The sequence below is a fragment of the Paraburkholderia sp. EB58 genome, from assembly GCF_050436665.1.
Lineage (GTDB): Bacteria > Pseudomonadota > Gammaproteobacteria > Burkholderiales > Burkholderiaceae > Paraburkholderia.
On record NZ_JBNDMQ010000002.1, the window covers coordinates 70,664 to 86,758 of the forward strand.

The 16,095-nt window shown below is 56.5% G+C and carries 18 protein-coding genes and 1 tRNA gene; 10 read left to right on the forward strand and 9 right to left on the reverse strand.

Annotated elements, in window-relative coordinates; genetic code table 11:
• Window positions 1-275 precede the first annotated feature (275 nt).
• The 8 genes from P3T40_RS02910 (at window position 276) to P3T40_RS02945 (ending at window position 5,925) form a co-directional block, all read left to right on the forward strand.
• Window positions 276-407, forward strand: coding sequence for a hypothetical protein (locus tag P3T40_RS02910; protein ID WP_429266186.1), 132 nt, complete (start codon window positions 276-278; stop codon window positions 405-407).
• 124 nt (window positions 408-531) lie between these two features.
• A complete protein-coding gene (locus tag P3T40_RS02915) occupies window positions 532-900 on the forward strand; it encodes a hypothetical protein (protein ID WP_429266187.1) in 369 nt (122 codons plus the stop codon).
• Window positions 901-1,051: 151 nt separating this feature from the next.
• Window positions 1,052-2,026 (forward strand): DUF932 domain-containing protein, encoded by a 975-nt coding sequence (locus P3T40_RS02920; protein ID WP_429266188.1) that lies wholly within the window; start codon window positions 1,052-1,054, stop codon window positions 2,024-2,026.
• A gap of 113 nt (window positions 2,027-2,139) precedes the next feature.
• Entirely contained in the window at window positions 2,140-3,141 is a 1,002-nt protein-coding gene (locus tag P3T40_RS02925) for a YqaJ viral recombinase family protein (protein WP_429266189.1), read from the forward strand.
• Between the two features lie 44 nt (window positions 3,142-3,185).
• Window positions 3,186-4,139, forward strand: a complete 954-nt coding sequence (locus P3T40_RS02930; protein ID WP_429266190.1) for a phage capsid protein — start codon at window positions 3,186-3,188, stop codon at window positions 4,137-4,139.
• A gap of 95 nt (window positions 4,140-4,234) precedes the next feature.
• Window positions 4,235-5,110, forward strand: a complete 876-nt coding sequence (locus P3T40_RS02935; RefSeq protein WP_429266594.1) for a hypothetical protein — start codon at window positions 4,235-4,237, stop codon at window positions 5,108-5,110.
• Window positions 5,111-5,201: 91 nt separating this feature from the next.
• Window positions 5,202-5,501 (forward strand): hypothetical protein, encoded by a 300-nt coding sequence (locus P3T40_RS02940; RefSeq protein ID WP_429266191.1) that lies wholly within the window; start codon window positions 5,202-5,204, stop codon window positions 5,499-5,501.
• Between the two features lie 127 nt (window positions 5,502-5,628).
• Window positions 5,629-5,925, forward strand: a complete 297-nt coding sequence (locus P3T40_RS02945) for a hypothetical protein (protein ID WP_429266192.1) — start codon at window positions 5,629-5,631, stop codon at window positions 5,923-5,925.
• A 37-nt stretch (window positions 5,926-5,962) separates the two neighbouring features.
• Here the strand turns inward: P3T40_RS02945 and P3T40_RS02950 are convergent, their stop codons facing one another.
• The gene (locus P3T40_RS02950) at window positions 5,963-6,115 is read right to left on the reverse strand and encodes a hypothetical protein (RefSeq protein ID WP_429266193.1); all 153 of its coding nucleotides are present in this window, start codon (window positions 6,113-6,115) and stop codon (window positions 5,963-5,965) included.
• A 342-nt stretch (window positions 6,116-6,457) separates the two neighbouring features.
• Here P3T40_RS02950 and P3T40_RS02955 point away from each other — a divergent pair, with 342 nt between their 5' ends.
• Together P3T40_RS02955 and P3T40_RS02960 are read left to right on the forward strand one after the other, a co-directional pair.
• Window positions 6,458-7,822 (forward strand): AAA family ATPase, encoded by a 1,365-nt coding sequence (locus P3T40_RS02955; RefSeq protein WP_429266194.1) that lies wholly within the window; start codon window positions 6,458-6,460, stop codon window positions 7,820-7,822.
• 10 nt (window positions 7,823-7,832) lie between these two features.
• Window positions 7,833-8,528: a retron system putative HNH endonuclease gene (locus tag P3T40_RS02960; protein WP_429266195.1), complete on the forward strand. Its 696-nt coding sequence runs from the start codon at window positions 7,833-7,835 to the stop codon at window positions 8,526-8,528.
• Between the two features lie 153 nt (window positions 8,529-8,681).
• Here the strand turns inward: P3T40_RS02960 and P3T40_RS02965 are convergent, their stop codons facing one another.
• The 8 genes from P3T40_RS02965 to P3T40_RS03000 form a co-directional block, all read right to left on the reverse strand.
• Entirely contained in the window at window positions 8,682-9,902 is a 1,221-nt protein-coding gene (locus P3T40_RS02965; RefSeq protein ID WP_429266196.1) for a hypothetical protein, read from the reverse strand.
• Between the two features lie 592 nt (window positions 9,903-10,494).
• Window positions 10,495-11,952 (reverse strand): YfjI family protein, encoded by a 1,458-nt coding sequence (locus P3T40_RS02970; protein WP_429266197.1) that lies wholly within the window; start codon window positions 11,950-11,952, stop codon window positions 10,495-10,497.
• 47 nt (window positions 11,953-11,999) lie between these two features.
• Window positions 12,000-12,275 carry a hypothetical protein gene (locus P3T40_RS02975; RefSeq protein WP_429266198.1) on the reverse strand — a complete coding sequence of 92 codons (276 nt, stop codon included), beginning with the start codon at window positions 12,273-12,275 and terminating at the stop codon, window positions 12,000-12,002.
• 11 nt (window positions 12,276-12,286) lie between these two features.
• Complete coding sequence (locus tag P3T40_RS02980) at window positions 12,287-12,481, reverse strand: hypothetical protein (protein WP_054037907.1); 195 nt, start codon at window positions 12,479-12,481, stop codon at window positions 12,287-12,289.
• A gap of 779 nt (window positions 12,482-13,260) precedes the next feature.
• Complete coding sequence (locus P3T40_RS02985) at window positions 13,261-14,145, reverse strand: hypothetical protein (protein WP_429266199.1); 885 nt, start codon at window positions 14,143-14,145, stop codon at window positions 13,261-13,263.
• Complete coding sequence (locus P3T40_RS02990; RefSeq protein WP_429266200.1) at window positions 14,129-15,361, reverse strand: tyrosine-type recombinase/integrase; 1,233 nt, start codon at window positions 15,359-15,361, stop codon at window positions 14,129-14,131. The genes P3T40_RS02985 and P3T40_RS02990 overlap by 17 nt, the downstream gene beginning before the upstream one ends.
• 3 nt (window positions 15,362-15,364) lie before the next feature.
• Window positions 15,365-15,805: an Arm DNA-binding domain-containing protein gene (locus P3T40_RS02995; protein ID WP_429266201.1), complete on the reverse strand. Its 441-nt coding sequence runs from the start codon at window positions 15,803-15,805 to the stop codon at window positions 15,365-15,367.
• Between the two features lie 165 nt (window positions 15,806-15,970).
• Window positions 15,971-16,046, reverse strand: a tRNA-Ala gene (locus P3T40_RS03000).
• Window positions 16,047-16,095: the final 49 nt, after the last annotated feature.

Sequence of the window (16,095 nt, forward strand, 5' to 3'; positions counted from 1 at the left end):
TCCGTCCAGCCTGAGTGCGATTTTGTGCAAAGCAAATTCTTGCTGCGGGCAGCGACGACCAAGCATCCCGTGATCTCCGAGTGACGCCCTAGACTAGAAAGGGACCGACCTGGGCGTACTACGACCGGGGCTCCGGAATGCGCATCTATCGGCGGCCCTGAACGCTACAACGAAGCAAACGCTCTTCAGACATATATCACGGCTGCCAGCATCGCCAGCTTTGGCCGCTCCGCCACCGCAATCTCGCGCTGGCGAACCGTCTCCGGAGAGTCGTGATGCCCACCAACTCATCCCCTTTCGACTATCTGATTGTCTTTGCGCTTGTCTTCGCCGCTGGCGTGCTTACCTCAGTTGGCTTTCGCCAATACGCCGAGAAAGTCCGTCGAGAGACGATCGCTCATGCATGACCCGAGCCTTTCACACGGGCGGATTCCAGAAAATTTCAGACCTATATCACTGACGGGAGACAAGGGATTAGTCCCCGCTCACTTGATAGCTATCCATCTACGGTCTTAATTTCCAGGAAACCACATGTTCTCGGATACTTCTCTTACCGATCGCACCCCGAGTGAATGCCCCCAGTGCCGCACGACCCGCATTGAAACCCGCAACAACGCCCGCAAAGCAGGTGGTGCAATAGGCGCGGTTGCCGGTGCGGCAGGCACTGCAACTGCCGCCATGTCGGGCGCAGAACTTGGCGCGACCGCCGGCATGATCGGTGGCCCTGTCGGTTCCGTCTTCGGACTCATTGCAGGCGCGGTTATCGGCGGGCTCCTCGGCGGGGCCGCAGGCTGTGCCGCGGGCACCGCTGTCGGTGAAGCCATCGACGACAACGTGCTTGATAACTACCGTTGCCTTACATGCGGCTACACGTTCAGCAGACGCCCGCTTAAAGCCTGAACTCGAACTCCTCATCGGAAGACCTTTCACCTGGCGGTCTTGTCCACCGCCTTCCTGCTGTCCGAATCCCCGCATCCTGATTTCAACGCTTGCGCATGCGCCCGGCCTCGGCCGGGCTTTATGCGCTCGTCTTTTCACCTAGGAGTTATTCATGCATCTCGTACAAACCATGGCCTACGTTAACGAAACTCCGTGGCACGGCCTAGGCAATCAACTCGCTCATAACCAGCCGCTCGAAGTCTGGGCGCAACAGGCGGGTATGAACTGGAAGATTGAAGAATCTGAGGTTCGTTTCGTAGCTGGCAACGCTGGTCTCGGTTCCATCCATACGTTTCCTGAGCAGAAGGTGCTGTATCGATCGGACACCAAGGCGCCGCTGTCAGTAGTTTCGAACCGTTATCAAGTTGTCCAGCCTGCCGAGATTCTCGAATTCTATCGGGATCTAACGGAAGTCGGGGGCTTCGAACTGGAGACGGCCGGTGTTCTGAAGGACGGCAAGAAGCTTTGGGCGCTCGCACGCACCGGCCAGAGTGCGACGCTCAAGGGCCGTGACAAGGTCAATGGCTATCTCCTGCTCGCCACCGCGTGCGACGGCACACTCGCGACGACGGCGCAGTTCACCTCCGTTCGTGTGGTCTGCAACAATACGCTCGCCATTGCATTGGGCAACAGCACCGGAGCAGTGAAGGTGCCGCATCGCAGCCAGTTCGATGCGCAGGCCGTAAAGCGCCAGCTCGGCATCGCCATTTCGTCGTGGGATGGCTTCATGGTGCGGATAAAAGCGTTGTCGGAACGCAAGGTGACCGCCGAATCCGCCGAAGCATACTTTCGACGTGTGCTGACCTATCAGACGGGGAGCGCGTCGAACGCGTTGGATAAACCAGCTGCGACCACCAACGACAGCGCAATCCGTGCCGTGCATGACCTATTCGCAGGACGTGGCAAGGGGGCCATGCTGGCATCCGCCTCCGGAACAGCATGGGGTCTGCTTAACAGCGTGACGGAATTTGTCGACCACCAACGCCGGGCACGCAGCGAAGATCACCGGCGCGACGCCGCGTGGTTCGGTCAAGGGGCAACGCTTAAACAGAAGGCGTGGGACGAAGCGCTGAAGCTCGTCGTCTGAATCATTCCTGTTCGTCTACGCTGGTTCCGTCTCATATCTCTTTCCGTCATAGCGCGCCCAGTTGAGCTTCGGCTCGACCGGGCGCTTTTTATTTATCCGTCTGGGAGAAAGCCATGTCGCAACTCATCCAGGAAGAAAAACCCGCCAGGAAAGGTTCCGCACTACGTCTGGTCGAAATACGCAGCCTGAGTCGAACCGACTGGCTGGCGGTCCGCAGGACCGGTATCGGTGGGTCGGACGCGGCAGCGGCGGTGGGCCTGAATCCGTACAAAAGCGCGCTCGAACTGTGGCTGGAAAAGACCGGTCGCGATGCCGGACTTGCGCAACCCGATCCTCATGACACCACCGAACCAGTGTACTGGGGCACACTCCTCGAACCCATTGTCGCTGCGGCTTACACCCAGCAGACCGGCAACCGCGTTCGTAAGGTCAACGCAGTCCTCCAGCATCCAACCATTCCCTTCATGCTCGCAAATCTCGACCGCGAGATTGTGGGCGTGCCGGAACTGCAGATTCTCGAATGCAAGACGGCTGGAGAATTCGGAGCGAGGCTCTGGCGTGACGGCGTGCCGGAGTACGTGCAGTTGCAGGTCCAGCATCAGCTCGCTGTCACGGGCAAACGGGCCGCCGATGTCGCCGTCCTGCTGTGCGGCCAGCAACTCACCGTGCACCGTATCGAACGTGATGACGAACTGATCGCCCGGCTCATTCCGCTCGAAGCGCAGTTCTGGCAGTACGTCACCAGCGACACGCCGCCACCTGCGGACGGTTCCGAATCAGCCGACCGCGCCCTGCGCTACCTGTATCCGGGCAATGCCGGTGTCGCGGTGGATTTCACGGACGACCGGCGGCTCTCCGCGACCTTCGCTGATCTCGTCGCAGTACGTGCGGAGATTGAAGCGCGCGAGGAGCAGGAAGCCAGACTCAAACAAACCATCCAACAGGCGATGGGCGACGCGCCCCGGGCCCTGTTCGAAACCGGCGAGGTCTCATTCAAACGCAGTAAGGACTCAGACGGCACTGATCTTAAGCGGCTCCTCGCCGATCACCCTGCCTTGCAGCAGCAGTACGCCATCACGAAACCGGGTTCGCGCCGCTTCCTTGTTTCCGTCTGAATTTCCCCTTCGCAGTAAACACTCTTCAATTCAGGAGAATCACCATGCTTAAGGGTTTGGCGATCACGCCTCCCGTTGTCGGCCGCATCACAATCGGCCGCGTCGTCGAAAAGAACGGCAAACGTCTACCAGAGAAAGACGATCAGTTCACCATCACCAGCCAGATGCAGCACGCAAGTGGCTGGCTGCTCCATCCCCTCAACGAAGCACTTCGCAAAGCGGTCACCGGCAAGCTGCGTTCCATTCCCGTCAGGATGCTGTTCAACGATCCGGATCTGAACCTTCGTGCCGAATATAGCCTATTCGATCGCCGAACCGGGCGCCCGGTCTGTGTGGGCGACGGCGAAACCTGCAGGCGCGTCACGGACGGATGCATTACGTCCATGGGATGTCCGACGCCGGATGGCTGCGCGTTCGGGGAAGCGGGCGGGTGCAAGCCTTATGGAAGGCTCAATGTCACCATCGGCGATGAAGATGAACTTGGTTCGTTTATCTTCCGCACCACCTCCTACAACTCTATCCGCACGCTCTCCGCGCGGCTTCAGTATTTCAGTGCGGTGTCGGGTGGATTGCTCGCCTGCCTGCCGCTCGAACTGAAACTGCGCGGCAAATCAACCACGCAGAGCTATCGTTCGGCAATCTACTACGTCGATCTGGGTGTGAGAACTGGCAGCAATCTGGAAGAAGCCATCGGGCAGGCGCGTGATCTTGATGCGCGTCGCCGCTCTGCCGGCTTCGACCAGGCTGCGCTCGATGTGGCAGCGCGAGTCGGTTTCGCCAACGGCGCATTCGAAGAAAGTGCCGAGGAAAGCGCTGCTGTGGCGGAAGAGTTCTATCCCGGTGAATCCAGCGACGGGACCGACGCAGGCGGTTCTGGCGACGGCGGCACGACGCGGGTCGCCGACGATGCGTCAGATTCGACCGGGAAACAGGGGAAACCGACGCTGCGTGACAAGCTCGTCCAGCACGCGGCCCTGTTGGGAGGAACGGCGGCATGATCCCCGAGTCTGGTGTAAGGGTTAGCCGCTCGCATCGCAATGCGCCCTGGTTGACCTTACTGCTGGCAGTTGCGGCAACTGCGACGGCGATCTGCATGTCTGTGCTGGCCGGCTGGCAGCGTGGCGGCGAATTGCCGGAGCGGTTTGTCTGGGTGGCGATTGGCGTCGTGCTGATTGGCGGTGCTCACCTGCTTCCCGCGCTGTGCCGTTCCTCGCCCTGGACGGTACGCAGCGTCGGTGGTCTGCTCTGGGTGGCGTGTATGACGACCGCCTGCTTCGGTCATGCGACCTTCTTCGTACTCGCGCAGCAGCATGCCGGGGAGCGTCGCGCGTCGTTGGTCCCGGTGGTCTCCTATGCCGTACCCGCCGGGCGCAGTCTGACGGCGATCATGACCGACCGGGCCCGCGTGATCCGGCAACTGGCGGTCGCTGACTCGCAGCATTGCGAGCGTGGTTGCCCGACGATCAGGGTCCGGCGCGTCGCGCTGGCCGCACGACTGGATGCGCTGAATGCCGAAGCCGATGATGTACAGCGACAACAAACGGCCGACGACCGCAGGGTCGGCCAGCGTGACGCACTGACTGTCGATCCAGTCACGGCAAAGCTGGCAGTGGTACTCGGCACGACCGTGAGTCGCGTCGATCTACTGTCGGCCCTCGCCTTTGCCGCAGTACTTGAAGGCGTCGCCTGCCTGCTTTGGAGTCTTGCACTCAGGCCACCGCAACCAGTGGTCGTAACTTCTGCGGTTATCGATACAACCACTGCGAGTCACGCCTCCGTCGCGTCCGGTCACAGCGTCGTCGATACGCCAGTCACACCGGCAGAAACAGAAGTCACGAGGTTGGCCCGCGCCATTGCCGACGGAGGCGTTCGCGCAACCGTCTCCGACATCCGGCGCCACCTCGGCTGCTCGCAGGCCAAGGCCACCGCATTACGCCGGCAGCTCGCCGAACAGGCGTCTACGCCCTAGCCCGGACAACCGTCCGGATTCCATTCATACCCCTTGCATCCGATTTTTCGTCGGAGCCGTTCGTTCGTCCATTGCCAGGAGAAACATCGTCATGAATCAGCTGGCTGTAAAACCCCAGAGACGCCGGCTCAAAACCGGGCGCCTGTTCGCCACGCCCGCCGCGCTCGACGCGTTGCGTGCCGTCAACGTATCGGTCGGCGACCTGCTGAGCCGCCACCTGTGCGGTGACTGGGGCGACCTGAGCGCAGAAGATCGCGCGCAGAACGATCTCGCACTTGAGGCCGGCCTGCGTGTGTTGTCCTGCTACGCGCTCCCCGGAAACGGAAAGGTCTGGATCATCACCGAATGGGACCGTTCGATGACAACGGTCCTACTGCCCGAAGACTATTGAGAACCGGCACCCGCTTTTCAGTGATCCGCGCGATTTTCTTCCGTACTCCATTCGTACTATCCACCTTATCTTTATTGCCTGCCATCGGCGATGTCCCGGCTGCAGGAAAAATAATGCTGGAGTCACCATGCAATCCACCAACATTTACGACGATGTCCGCTTCAAGGTGGGCCGTACCACCGTCACCCCGGCGGCCGCCACTGCACTTGAAGTAGCGAGGGTGCACGACATCCTTCTGCTCGCGCGTCACCTTCACGGTGACTGGGGCGATCTGGGTGAGCGCGACCGCCTGCAAAATGAGCTCGCCGTGCTCCTTGAGCTGCGCATTCAATCGCGTTACGCACTACCGTCAGGTCCAATCATCTGGATTGTCACAGAGGCCGACCGCTCCGCCACCACGATGTTGCTTGCCGACGGTGGATAGCGCGTCGCGGCGACAAAACCGGGCGCTGGATTGTCTTTCAGCGTCCAACAGACCTCGCATTCAGCTGTTCCATGATTCCCACGAGCATCGCACTGTCCTTCGAATCCACCCCGACCAGCAGATCAGGGATCTCATAGGCGGACTTGCTCAGGTCATCCAGTTCATCGCGCGGCGCAACCAGAATTTTCATGGCACCAAATCAGCGGTGCTTTGCAATGTCGACGTGAAGAACGGCTAGCCGTCAGCAATGTCTCGGTGTCCATCTTCGTTTTTAGGTCGATATAGCGGTGAAGCTCCGTGTAGTATTGCGGCTTAGCCGGTTGCGATCGCTGAAATCTGGGAACAGACGTTCGCGGATTTCGGTACCCAAGATACGTCAAACTCTGCGGTCAAGGACGAGCGACCTAGTTGTGCCACTGGCGACGCTACCGCGAGCGGCGGGACTCCTCAATGTCCTTTCCAATTCGTGCCTTCGATGAGATATGTAGAAAACTTGTTACTATCGTTCGACTGAGAAATAGAAGGATCATTCATGAAACTCGAGCGATTACATCTTTATAATTTCCGGTGCTTCGAGAAACTCACCATCGAATTCGATGATAGGCTTACCGTTATCACCGCCGATAATGGAGCAGGGAAAACGGCGCTCTTAGACGCGATCGCCATCGGCTTTGGTCGCTATCTCGTCAAGCTGCCCGGCATTGTGGGCCGCGGCACATCTGAAACTGATCTTCGCATTGTTGATGGAGAGCGACGCGCGCCGTTTCTAGCCCTAGGCTGGGAAGCTCGGACACAGGATGATCAACTTATCGCCTGGTCCGGAGGGCGTCGGCGCGATACGTCTAAAGGTGTCACGGCTTCTAGAAAGGCTGCCGCCGCGGAGCACGAGTGGGTGACATTAGGGCTAGGCGCCATCAATGAATTTGTGCAGAACATTATCGATGCCGATTCAGAGGATCAGCCCTACTTTCTCCCGGTCATTGCATATTACGGTACCAACCGTGCGATAAGAGAGGAAGTGCAGCGTCGTCGCAATTTCAAGAAATCCTTTTCGCGCTTCGATGCGCTCGCGGGGGCTTTGGATCCGAACTCTCGGTTTCGTGCGGCGTTTGAGTGGTTTAACGCAATGGAAGACGTTGAGCGTCGGGAACGCGAGGCTCGGCGCGATTTCGATTTTCGGCTGCCCGATTTGCAAGTCGTACGCGAAGCGATCGTACGTCTGCTCGGTGAGAATTTCACCAATCCGCGTACCGAAATCCGCCCATTGCGATTTGTTATCGATCAAAAAATCGATGAAAATAACACACGTACATTGCGAATCAGTCAACTCAGTGATGGGTATCGCGTTGTCCTCGGACTGACGATGGATTTAGCGCGTCGAATGGCGCAAGCTAATAAGGTGCCTCCTCCGCAAAGTGCGTTGGACTTACCTGCCATTGCGCTAATTGACGAAGTTGACTTGCACTTGCATCCTTCTTGGCAGCAGCGGGTTCTGACAGATCTCACAAATGTGTTCAGTAAAACCCAATTTATCGTTACAACGCATAGCCCCCAACTGCTGACCACCGTGCACAGGGCGAACATCAGGTTTCTTGCCAAAAGCGATCACGAAAAGATACTTGTCGGTATCCCGAGCGAAGAAACCTATGGCATTGAAAGTCAGAACGCGCTCAACGATGTGATGAAAGTCAACCCAACACCTCCCGTCCCGCCAGCCATTTGGTACGCGGATTACATCGCTCGAATCGAAGACGGCACGCATGAGGATGAGCAAGGGGTCAAGCTACGCAAAAAGCTTGTCGACCTCTACGGTAGTTCTCACGATCTGCTAACGAATGCCGATCGGTTGATCCGATTCCAGAAATTCAAGATTAACCGTAAAAAGGACAATTCCTGAGGCTAGTGGCATGCATAAATTAGATCGTGCTTCAGTTAACGAGCCCCTCTGCCTTGCCGACTACGATCACTCGGCGCAAAATTGGGACGATTTCGGAGGGGAATGCAAGCGTCGTCTTCGGCTGGCGCTTCAGTCCATGCAAAGCGAACGAATCCTAGCGGATGACGCGGACGACACGGCAGAGATAATTTTTGGACTTCGCTGTGCGTATTGCGAGGATCAGATCTTCCATGGTGGTCATATTGAACACTTTCGGAGAAAAAACAAAAATCACTTCCCGCATTTGACGTTTGCCTGGACGAATCTCTTTATCGCCTGTGGTTCCCATGAGCACTGCGGACACTATAAGGATCGCAAAGGCAGCCCATACAATCCAGACGAACTGATAAAACCCGATGAGCACGACCCCGACGCGTTCCTTTATTTTCATTCATCCGGCGAGGTAAGGGTGAGGGATAGCGCGAAGAAAATCGCGCTGGGCGAGAGGCGCGCGAGCGAAACCATACGGGTCTTCAATCTTAACGACGGACCATTGCGAGGGAGGAGGAAAAGCGCTCTGGACAGGTACCAAGACGCTGAAGACCTTGAAGAAATCATGAGTTGGTCTCAAGAAGACCGCGATCTTTATATTCAACAGGAGATCGATTCAACTCGATGGCTACCGTTTAGCACCACAATTCGCCACTTCTTCGAAAAGCTTACTTGATGCACGCGAGAAATACCGGCTCGCGTCCGTCTTGCCTTTAACGGTTCGCCGGGTGGCCGAGGAACAATATTTAGAGCCTTTGTCGGAGCGATGTCGGTGCGGGTGCGCGGTTCCGCATCGCAGTGTCACTATCGCTCCTGATTGCGCGCGCACTTAATTCTTAGGATCGATCCGAGGACGCCCTGCTTTGGCCTTCTTCGGTATCTGTCCCATGTCGAATGTGCGAATACGCTCGACACTCCAGCACATCAGGTATTGCTCCGCCTTCGCGAGATAGACTAGGTTCTCGCGTAACGCCTCACGCTTTTTCGTATCATTCCAGTCGATCTGACCCACACCGATACCGTGGCCAAGCTTCTCGTACCGCTTCTTAAGCCACGCTTGGTTGCTGTTCCAGTAGTCACCCTTGCCTTCCGTTACCACATTGACCCAGTACTCACCGATCTGCTTCGCGATGAACTCGTCGTGGTTGTGATCGCCTGAATAGAACAGGATGACGTGCAAATGCAGCCCCGTGTCCTCACCTTGCTCGATAGCCCAGACATAGTTCCCGATGCCTGCCATGAGCTTATTGAATTGACGCGCAGCAAAGAATCGCTCACGATGCTCTTGGACAATCTTGGGTGTAATCCAGCGACGATATTCTGGCTTGTAGCGCAACGTCAGCGACAGCACCAGCCATCGGCCTTTCGCTTCAAACATCGCCTCTTCCGTCGCGAGTACGTTCTCCTCGTTGCGCTTCGTATTGAACAGGCGAAGCCGCTCTCGCTCTTTGAACTCACGTGACTGACAACGCATGCTGATTTCCTCGATCAGCATATTAAATGCGTCCATGTACCTTGCTCCATCGGCACGAGCAATCTCACCCGGTTCATCGAAATAGAAATTGCGCTCACCAATCAGTTCCATCGCCTTGCATGCGTCGTAGAAGACCTCGACTCGCGCAGAGTAGCGGTACAGGCTCGAGTATCGTTCGATCCAGTCGTTTATCGATCGATAGTATTTCTTTCCGAGGTATAGCTCACGGATCGTCTTTGTCCCGCTATAGCGGGCTACTACTTCAATGAATCCGCCCTTCCATCCTTGCTCAATAGCTTTCACGAACTTCTCGATACCGAACAGGTGTCTCGACGCATAGCCCTTGTGGATTACGATCGTGCTCCTCCCATTAATATTGGTCTCTTCAAGGTTCATCCGCTCGTCAAGGTGAGCGATGATCTCAAGGTCTTCCTGGTCTTCATTGATCTGGTACATGGTTAGTAACGACGTGTCCTTCACCATCGCGGTGAAGGTGGTTGACGATTGGTCTCTGCTTTTCGACTGATGGATTGCCTGACAACGATGCTCATCTGTTGATGAACTTGAGACCTTCATTTTTTTGTTGCTGACCGACCTGCCATTTCATCGGATAGGAACTTCGTTGATCTTCGACAATCTCCATGTGGAGGAATTTTTCCTGTCTCTACGATAAGTAGCCTGATCTGATCCAGACCGCCCTCGCTGTCACAATTTCTTTTTTTCTTAACTGATACTTCGCCTAATGTGTTTAGCATTCCTATTCCATTAGAAGCATAAACCCCAGCTGCGTGACTCACCTAGCATCCACGGAGATTCGGTCAACAATATTCCAGAGAAGCTTGCGTTTTAATCATGCTCCTCATATACATACATACGCACGCAGTAAGAATTTATTTGCATCACAATGGCGCATTGAACCTTACTGGTTTATCTGAACAAGACGGCAAAAATGCGGCAGGCTATTGCCTGCCCTTGGAAGTCGACAATTCTCACGGGAATCGGCAAGATGGGCAGGGTTGCATGAACGAGGTAAAGCAGGACGCAGCTCTGGCATCCACAGACCCTATGGCCATACCAGATTCGTAGCGACTTCCGCGACAGTTGCGGAAGTCGCTACGAAAATCGACAGAAGCCATGTAAATAAAGCCACCCGAAGGAGACGCGTCGATCAGTAGTACGTCAGCGTATTGAAGTAATTGGGGTTCATGGTGATCATGATCCTGTTCGACGAACTGTCCTTGAACAGGTGAATCCGGCTCATGGCTGCCATGGCGTTAATGACAGGTTCAAGCAACGCTTTTGACCTGAGATGGTTAGGACCGTTGCGAAGCACCTGATTCTTCCCAACATTCATCAGCCCCACCTTCCAGTAGTTGAAGTACAGGTGCTTTTCAACTGCCACCATGTTTTCCGACATTGTTGGAGTTATGGCTTGTGGCGAGAACAGGCGCTTGTACTCGTGCAGATGCCATTCCACAATGGCTTTTGCCCGATTGAATGTATCGATCGTGATCCGACCATTCTGCCTCGTGAAGAAATGCAGCAGCGCCGCGACACGGGTCACGATTTCCATGATCTTCGATGCGAAATCGTGAATGTCATTCAGGTACTGCCACGGCTGAATCAGGCCTTCCGTGATGTTCACCATCCTCACCCAGTCTGCTGCCGCTGCCGGGTCGAACTCGATGACCTGCCGCCTAAGCTCACCTGACTTCATCATCGCATCGTACTCCGTCAGCAACTCCTTAACGCGAGCATGAAAGACCGGGAGGTGATGCCATTCCTCATCAATGTAGTTGATGAACCGGAATCCTTGAGTCGAAGCTGGCGCACCGACCAGGTACCGCGCCCAGAAGCCTGAACCACGCGCAACAGCTCCGCGATCCTGCTGATAGACATCAAGCACGGCATCCTGCACCATTATGTTCACCGTCACGCGCGGCTGCCTTGCTATGATGCTGCCCGTGCTCACTCGGTCGAACACCATCAACTGTGCTCCATCCCAACCCTTGTTGCGCAGCCCGAACCGATTCATTAGCCCCCCCTTGAAGACGACATCGCCTTCATCTGAGGCGATGGCAATGGACCGCCCTTCACCTTCGAGGATATGCATCAGCGCGGCTTCCGTCGCGTTCTGGTGTATGAACCGGCGTGACCGAGGTTTGACCGGTTCGTTCTTCATGTGCTGATCCAGCTTCGCGCGCAGATCATCAACGCATTCCTCCTCTTTGACTGCTTTCGCGATCATGCCCTTGATGGCTGACTCAACCGTTTTCCAGAAGCTGTAATCAGACTTGTACTGACGCAGGTCTTGTTCGTACTGGTCGACGCTCGCTTCGTCATGGGCATAGACCGGGGCACCAACGATCTTGTCCGTAGCCGTCTTGCGCTCACCTGATTCCGCCTTGATGAGTACATTTAGCGATACGGGGCTGATCTGCCCGATCGGCAGCTTCACGTCGATCAGACCTTGGCACACGATCGACATCGTCGCCAGAAAGGATGTCGCGACGAGCGCGTCAGGAGACTTGACCTTATTCATCACCTCGTACACTGCCGCTTCGATCTCCACTGGAAACGCGTTGATCGGATATAGAGGCGGCGTCTGGTTGAATCCATTATTCACTTTCTCAATCTCCAGAAAAATAAGGCATCAAAATGCCCCTGGATTGGTCAGGCCCGTCCTGCGTGCTTCGTCACCAGCTCATTCCATTTTTTCCTGAATGTCGCTGGCGAATACTTCGCCCCGAGCTTTTCGTAATTCGTGCGTATCTGCGCCAGGCTGACGCCGGCATTGAAACGCTCGAATGCCTTATGGAAATGCTCGGCAAGGATGGCCTCCTTCCTTTCCTTGCCGTCAGCTACAAGCTCCTCCCAGCCGTCCGCGGATTTGTCCGACTGACCTTCGCTTCCAGCGTGCTCATCAACCACACTTTTCTCGTCGCTCATCTTGTTCCCTTTTACACGGAGGCTTTCTTCTTCAGATAACTGGCTGTCGCTTCGCCCAAAATGCGCGTTGCGCAGCCGATCTTGAACGGCTTCGGGAGATCGCTATCTGCCTTTTTCCACTCTGCGTAAGCCCAGGATCTGGATTTGGCAATGATCGAGCAGAACTCTTTCACGCTCAGAACCGGCGGTATTTCATTCAGTGTCATGTAACGCCCTTCATTTCGATGGCCGGCAGCAGGTCCGCGCGCTCGCGCGTTGGTAGTACTGACGCTCGTTGTCAAAGATGGGAGGTGCAGCGCAGCCACCACAACCTGCGCTCCCCCCTGCCTACACCGATCTTTGCCTCACTGCACTGCATTGATCGATGTCGCCATCGTAGGGATGCAGCTTCGTCGCGTCGCGACGTCTGCTAAAAGAAAAATTCGGGCATAAAACCCCCTAGCCGGGGAGGGGTTATGAATCGTGAGAGATAGAGTTCAAGAGAAGGGCCGCTGAATGTCGATTCAGATGGCGGCCGGGGCCCCGCGCCGCAGGGGCGCGGCCGTGTTGCGCGCGTCAAAGCAAACGGGCCTACCGAAGCTGACCCGCCTACTGTTGCAAATCACAAGCGTTATTGCTCGCCGACGCCGCCTTTGGTGGACGGGTCGCGATGCGCCGGCATCTCCGGCCCCCGCGTGGGCGGGTGCTGAAAATTGAACCGCTACGCATGCGCCAAAATCGCGCATCCCTTAAAGAGATTGGCGTGCCGCCATCACATTCAAGGGCATGGATCGGCCTTGGGCGATCTACCAGGCACGCACGCCGCAGCGTTACGCGCAGTGCCGACAGGCATCGTTGTCGTGCTCCGCGCCCCCGGTTTCTGCGTACGCCACAAAATTGCCCCAGAGGAGAGCATCGGCGTTCGTGCGATCCACCAGTTCTTTCAGATCGGGGGGCAAACGCGGCCAGCCCCCTCCGTGGCCGGGCGGCGACGGTCATGGCCGCATCAATCCCCGGGCCTGATGCGGCACTGGAATCTCTCCGGATTCTCCCCGATCCACGCTCCAATCGTTCTCGGAAGGTTGTAGTACTCTAGCCCGCAGTCCTCTACGAGTTGGAGATACGGCTCCCCGGCCAATTCATCGGCAACCCGCTCAACGGCGTCTCGGTCGGAAATCCAGCCACCATCTGGCTCTAGTTCCTTCAATAGTTCAGCAACCTTGAGCTTGACGGGCTCGTAATTACCCGCCTTGCCGTGTCCGCCAGTGCGAGCCCTTTCCGAAAAACGATGACCGGGTTCTGGAATCAGCATCTCGGGGCTGGACCAGTAGCGCCCGCGCTCAACGCAGTACGAAGCGTGCTCCAGATTATTTTCGGCCAACGCTTCCGCACCCTCGATCACGTACGCAGTCGCCATGAGCGGCGCATAGAGGTGTGCGTCATAGCCGTAGTTGGCGATAGCCCGAACCGGAATTTCCGCGCGATATTCCAGGGTATCCACAGAGACTCCCGATTTCTTCGCCTCTCTGAGTGCCGCCTCCATCTCGCTCCAGTCCTCCTCCAGCGCGTTCTCAACGATATAACTGCGCACAGCCGTTTCAGCACGCAAGAGTCCTTCCCTCAAAGCCTCAGTGGATTCGAGCGCCTTCGACTCGAGATCTCGTGGAAACCGCGTATTCCACCCGCCGCTCGCAGAGCGTTTGCCCTCCATGGAGATTGCTTTCGGTTCCTCACTCCCCTCCCAATAAAGCGTCACCGAAATCTTGAAGCGGACTACCCTCGCATCTTTCAACAACTCCTGCATCTTCCCGAACATCTTCCTCGCGTGGATCATGAAATCCAGCTTTTTGAAATCTATCGAAAAGTCCAGTTTCTTAATTCGCATTTTCAAGTTCACTGCTGCCAATTCGAATGGGGTCAACGTTATCACTAGACTTCAGTTCATCAAGGTAGTCGGCCCAGCGCTGCATCATCACGATCCGATCATCTATGAACTTCGTCCGGTTGTACGCCGTACCTAGCGAATCGGACACCTTGTGAGCAAGCTGATGTTCGATGACCTCGCTTGGAAAACGCAATTGCTCGTGCAGGATCGTACGCGCCATCGCCCGAAAACCATGGCCCGTAATTTCGGTTTTGGTATCGAAACCCATCCGCCTAAGGGCCGCATTAATCGCTGCGCCACTCATGGGCTTTTTAACGTCACGACCCGGAAAAACGTATTTGCGTTGTCCAGTGAGCGCTTCCAGTTCGCGCAGGACCGCGACGGCCTGAGTTGCAAGCGGCACTAAATGCTCGGTTTTTGTCTTGGAGACCGTGTACCGCCACTGTGCCTTTTCGAGGTCGAATTGCGCCCACTCTGCCGTGCGCAATTCACCGGGCCGCACAAAAAGCAAAGGGGCCAAGCGTAAGGCGCACTGGACGACGAACGTTCCTTGGAAGGCATCTAAAGCACGTAGAAGACCGGCTACCTCACGCGGCTCTGTCACAGATGCAAAATGGGTGTGTCGAGCGGCTGGAAGCGCACCACGGAGATCAGCACTGGCATCTCGCTCTGCCCGCCCCGTCGCCACGGCATATCGGAAAACTTGGCCGCAGTTCTGATGGACGCGGTGGGCGGTGTCGAGCGCGCCGCGGGCCTCCACCCGCCGCAAGACCGCGAGCACGTCAGGAGCTTTGATTTCCGCAATCGCACGGCCACCAAGCCATGGAAAAACATCCTTCTCCAACCGACCCATAATTTTGTCCGCATGGGTAGTTGCCCACCCCGGTGACTGCCGTGCAAACCACTCACGTGCTACTGCTTCAAAACTGTTTGCAGAACGCTCTACTGTTGCCGCCTTCTGCACTTTTCGCTCAACACTCGGATCGACCCCATTCGCAAGCAGCTTTCGCGCGGCGTCCCGACGATCACGCGCTTCCTTCAAGCCCACGTCGGGATACACCCCGAGCGACAGACGCTTCTCTTTGCCCCCAAACCTATATTTCAGACGCCACCATTTACCACCGGCAGCCGAAATCTCTAGGTACATGCCACGCTCGTCGAACAAGCGATAGAGTTTGTCCTTTGGCTTTGCGTTACGAACGCCCACGTCAGTCAATGCCATTTCTCACTCCTTGACGGGCACACCACGCGTTGCGGTTAGAAAGGCGCGAAGCTCGGCGCTCTCCGATGGACTAAGGTTCATACGGCGAGCGCCGATTCGAATCGACAGCGCGCCATCACTGTCTATGGAAAAACGCATTGGAGCATCCAGCCGAGCGGCTTCGTCCCGCAACGTGGCACGCTCCTGCTTCCTCGCTTCGCCCGGATTAGTACCCTCGGCAAGTGAAGCCCGCGCCTCATCTCGCAGCTTCCTTGCTGCTGTAAGCGTAACGGTGGGATAGCTACCGAGCGATAGGCTTTTCTCTTTACCGCCGAACCGGTACTTCAGTCGCCAGTATTTGCCGCCGCCCGAAGAGACGAACAAATACAAACCACCAGCGTCGAATAGCTTCCTCGGCTTAGCGGCGACGGCCGTGGAATTGATGATAGATTCCGTCAGAGGCATTTGGGGAATAGTGCAGCGGCAAGGTTGGGAGTTGCCCCTGAAGTTTTCCCCGTTGGGGGCAAGATGTCAATGGAAACGCCTAGACATCGCTGGAAAGAAAAAACCCCGCGAGCCTTTACGGCTGCGGGGTTTCTAGACTTCGTTGGACATCGTTGGATGTATTCTTGGTGGAGAGGAGGAGGATCGAACTCCCGACCTTCGCATTGCGAACGCGACGCTCTCCCAGCTGAGCTACCCCCCCAACGACCAAATGATTCTAGCACAAGGTTTTTCGGTTTTGCCAAGCCGCC

Excerpts from the sequence above, each read along its gene's own strand:
- P3T40_RS02910 (WP_429266186.1), top strand. The coding sequence starts at position 276 with ATGCCCACCAACTCATCCCCTTTCGACTATCTGATTGTCTTTGCGCTT.
- P3T40_RS02915 (WP_429266187.1), top strand. The coding sequence starts at position 532 with ATGTTCTCGGATACTTCTCTTACCGATCGCACCCCGAGTGAATGCCCC.
- P3T40_RS02920 (WP_429266188.1), top strand. The coding sequence starts at position 1,052 with ATGCATCTCGTACAAACCATGGCCTACGTTAACGAAACTCCGTGGCAC.
- P3T40_RS02925 (WP_429266189.1), top strand. The coding sequence starts at position 2,140 with ATGTCGCAACTCATCCAGGAAGAAAAACCCGCCAGGAAAGGTTCCGCA.
- P3T40_RS02930 (WP_429266190.1), top strand. The coding sequence starts at position 3,186 with ATGCTTAAGGGTTTGGCGATCACGCCTCCCGTTGTCGGCCGCATCACA.
- P3T40_RS02935 (WP_429266594.1), top strand. The coding sequence starts at position 4,235 with ATGTCTGTGCTGGCCGGCTGGCAGCGTGGCGGCGAATTGCCGGAGCGG.
- P3T40_RS02940 (WP_429266191.1), top strand. The coding sequence starts at position 5,202 with ATGAATCAGCTGGCTGTAAAACCCCAGAGACGCCGGCTCAAAACCGGG.
- P3T40_RS02945 (WP_429266192.1), top strand. The coding sequence starts at position 5,629 with ATGCAATCCACCAACATTTACGACGATGTCCGCTTCAAGGTGGGCCGT.
- P3T40_RS02950 (WP_429266193.1), bottom strand. The coding sequence starts at position 6,115 with ATGAAAATTCTGGTTGCGCCGCGCGATGAACTGGATGACCTGAGCAAG.
- P3T40_RS02955 (WP_429266194.1), top strand. The coding sequence starts at position 6,458 with ATGAAACTCGAGCGATTACATCTTTATAATTTCCGGTGCTTCGAGAAA.
- P3T40_RS02960 (WP_429266195.1), top strand. The coding sequence starts at position 7,833 with ATGCATAAATTAGATCGTGCTTCAGTTAACGAGCCCCTCTGCCTTGCC.
- P3T40_RS02965 (WP_429266196.1), bottom strand. The coding sequence starts at position 9,902 with ATGAAGGTCTCAAGTTCATCAACAGATGAGCATCGTTGTCAGGCAATC.
- P3T40_RS02975 (WP_429266198.1), bottom strand. The coding sequence starts at position 12,275 with ATGAGCGACGAGAAAAGTGTGGTTGATGAGCACGCTGGAAGCGAAGGT.
- P3T40_RS02980 (WP_054037907.1), bottom strand. The coding sequence starts at position 12,481 with ATGACACTGAATGAAATACCGCCGGTTCTGAGCGTGAAAGAGTTCTGC.
- P3T40_RS02990 (WP_429266200.1), bottom strand. The coding sequence starts at position 15,361 with ATGGCATTGACTGACGTGGGCGTTCGTAACGCAAAGCCAAAGGACAAA.
- P3T40_RS02995 (WP_429266201.1), bottom strand. The coding sequence starts at position 15,805 with ATGCCTCTGACGGAATCTATCATCAATTCCACGGCCGTCGCCGCTAAG.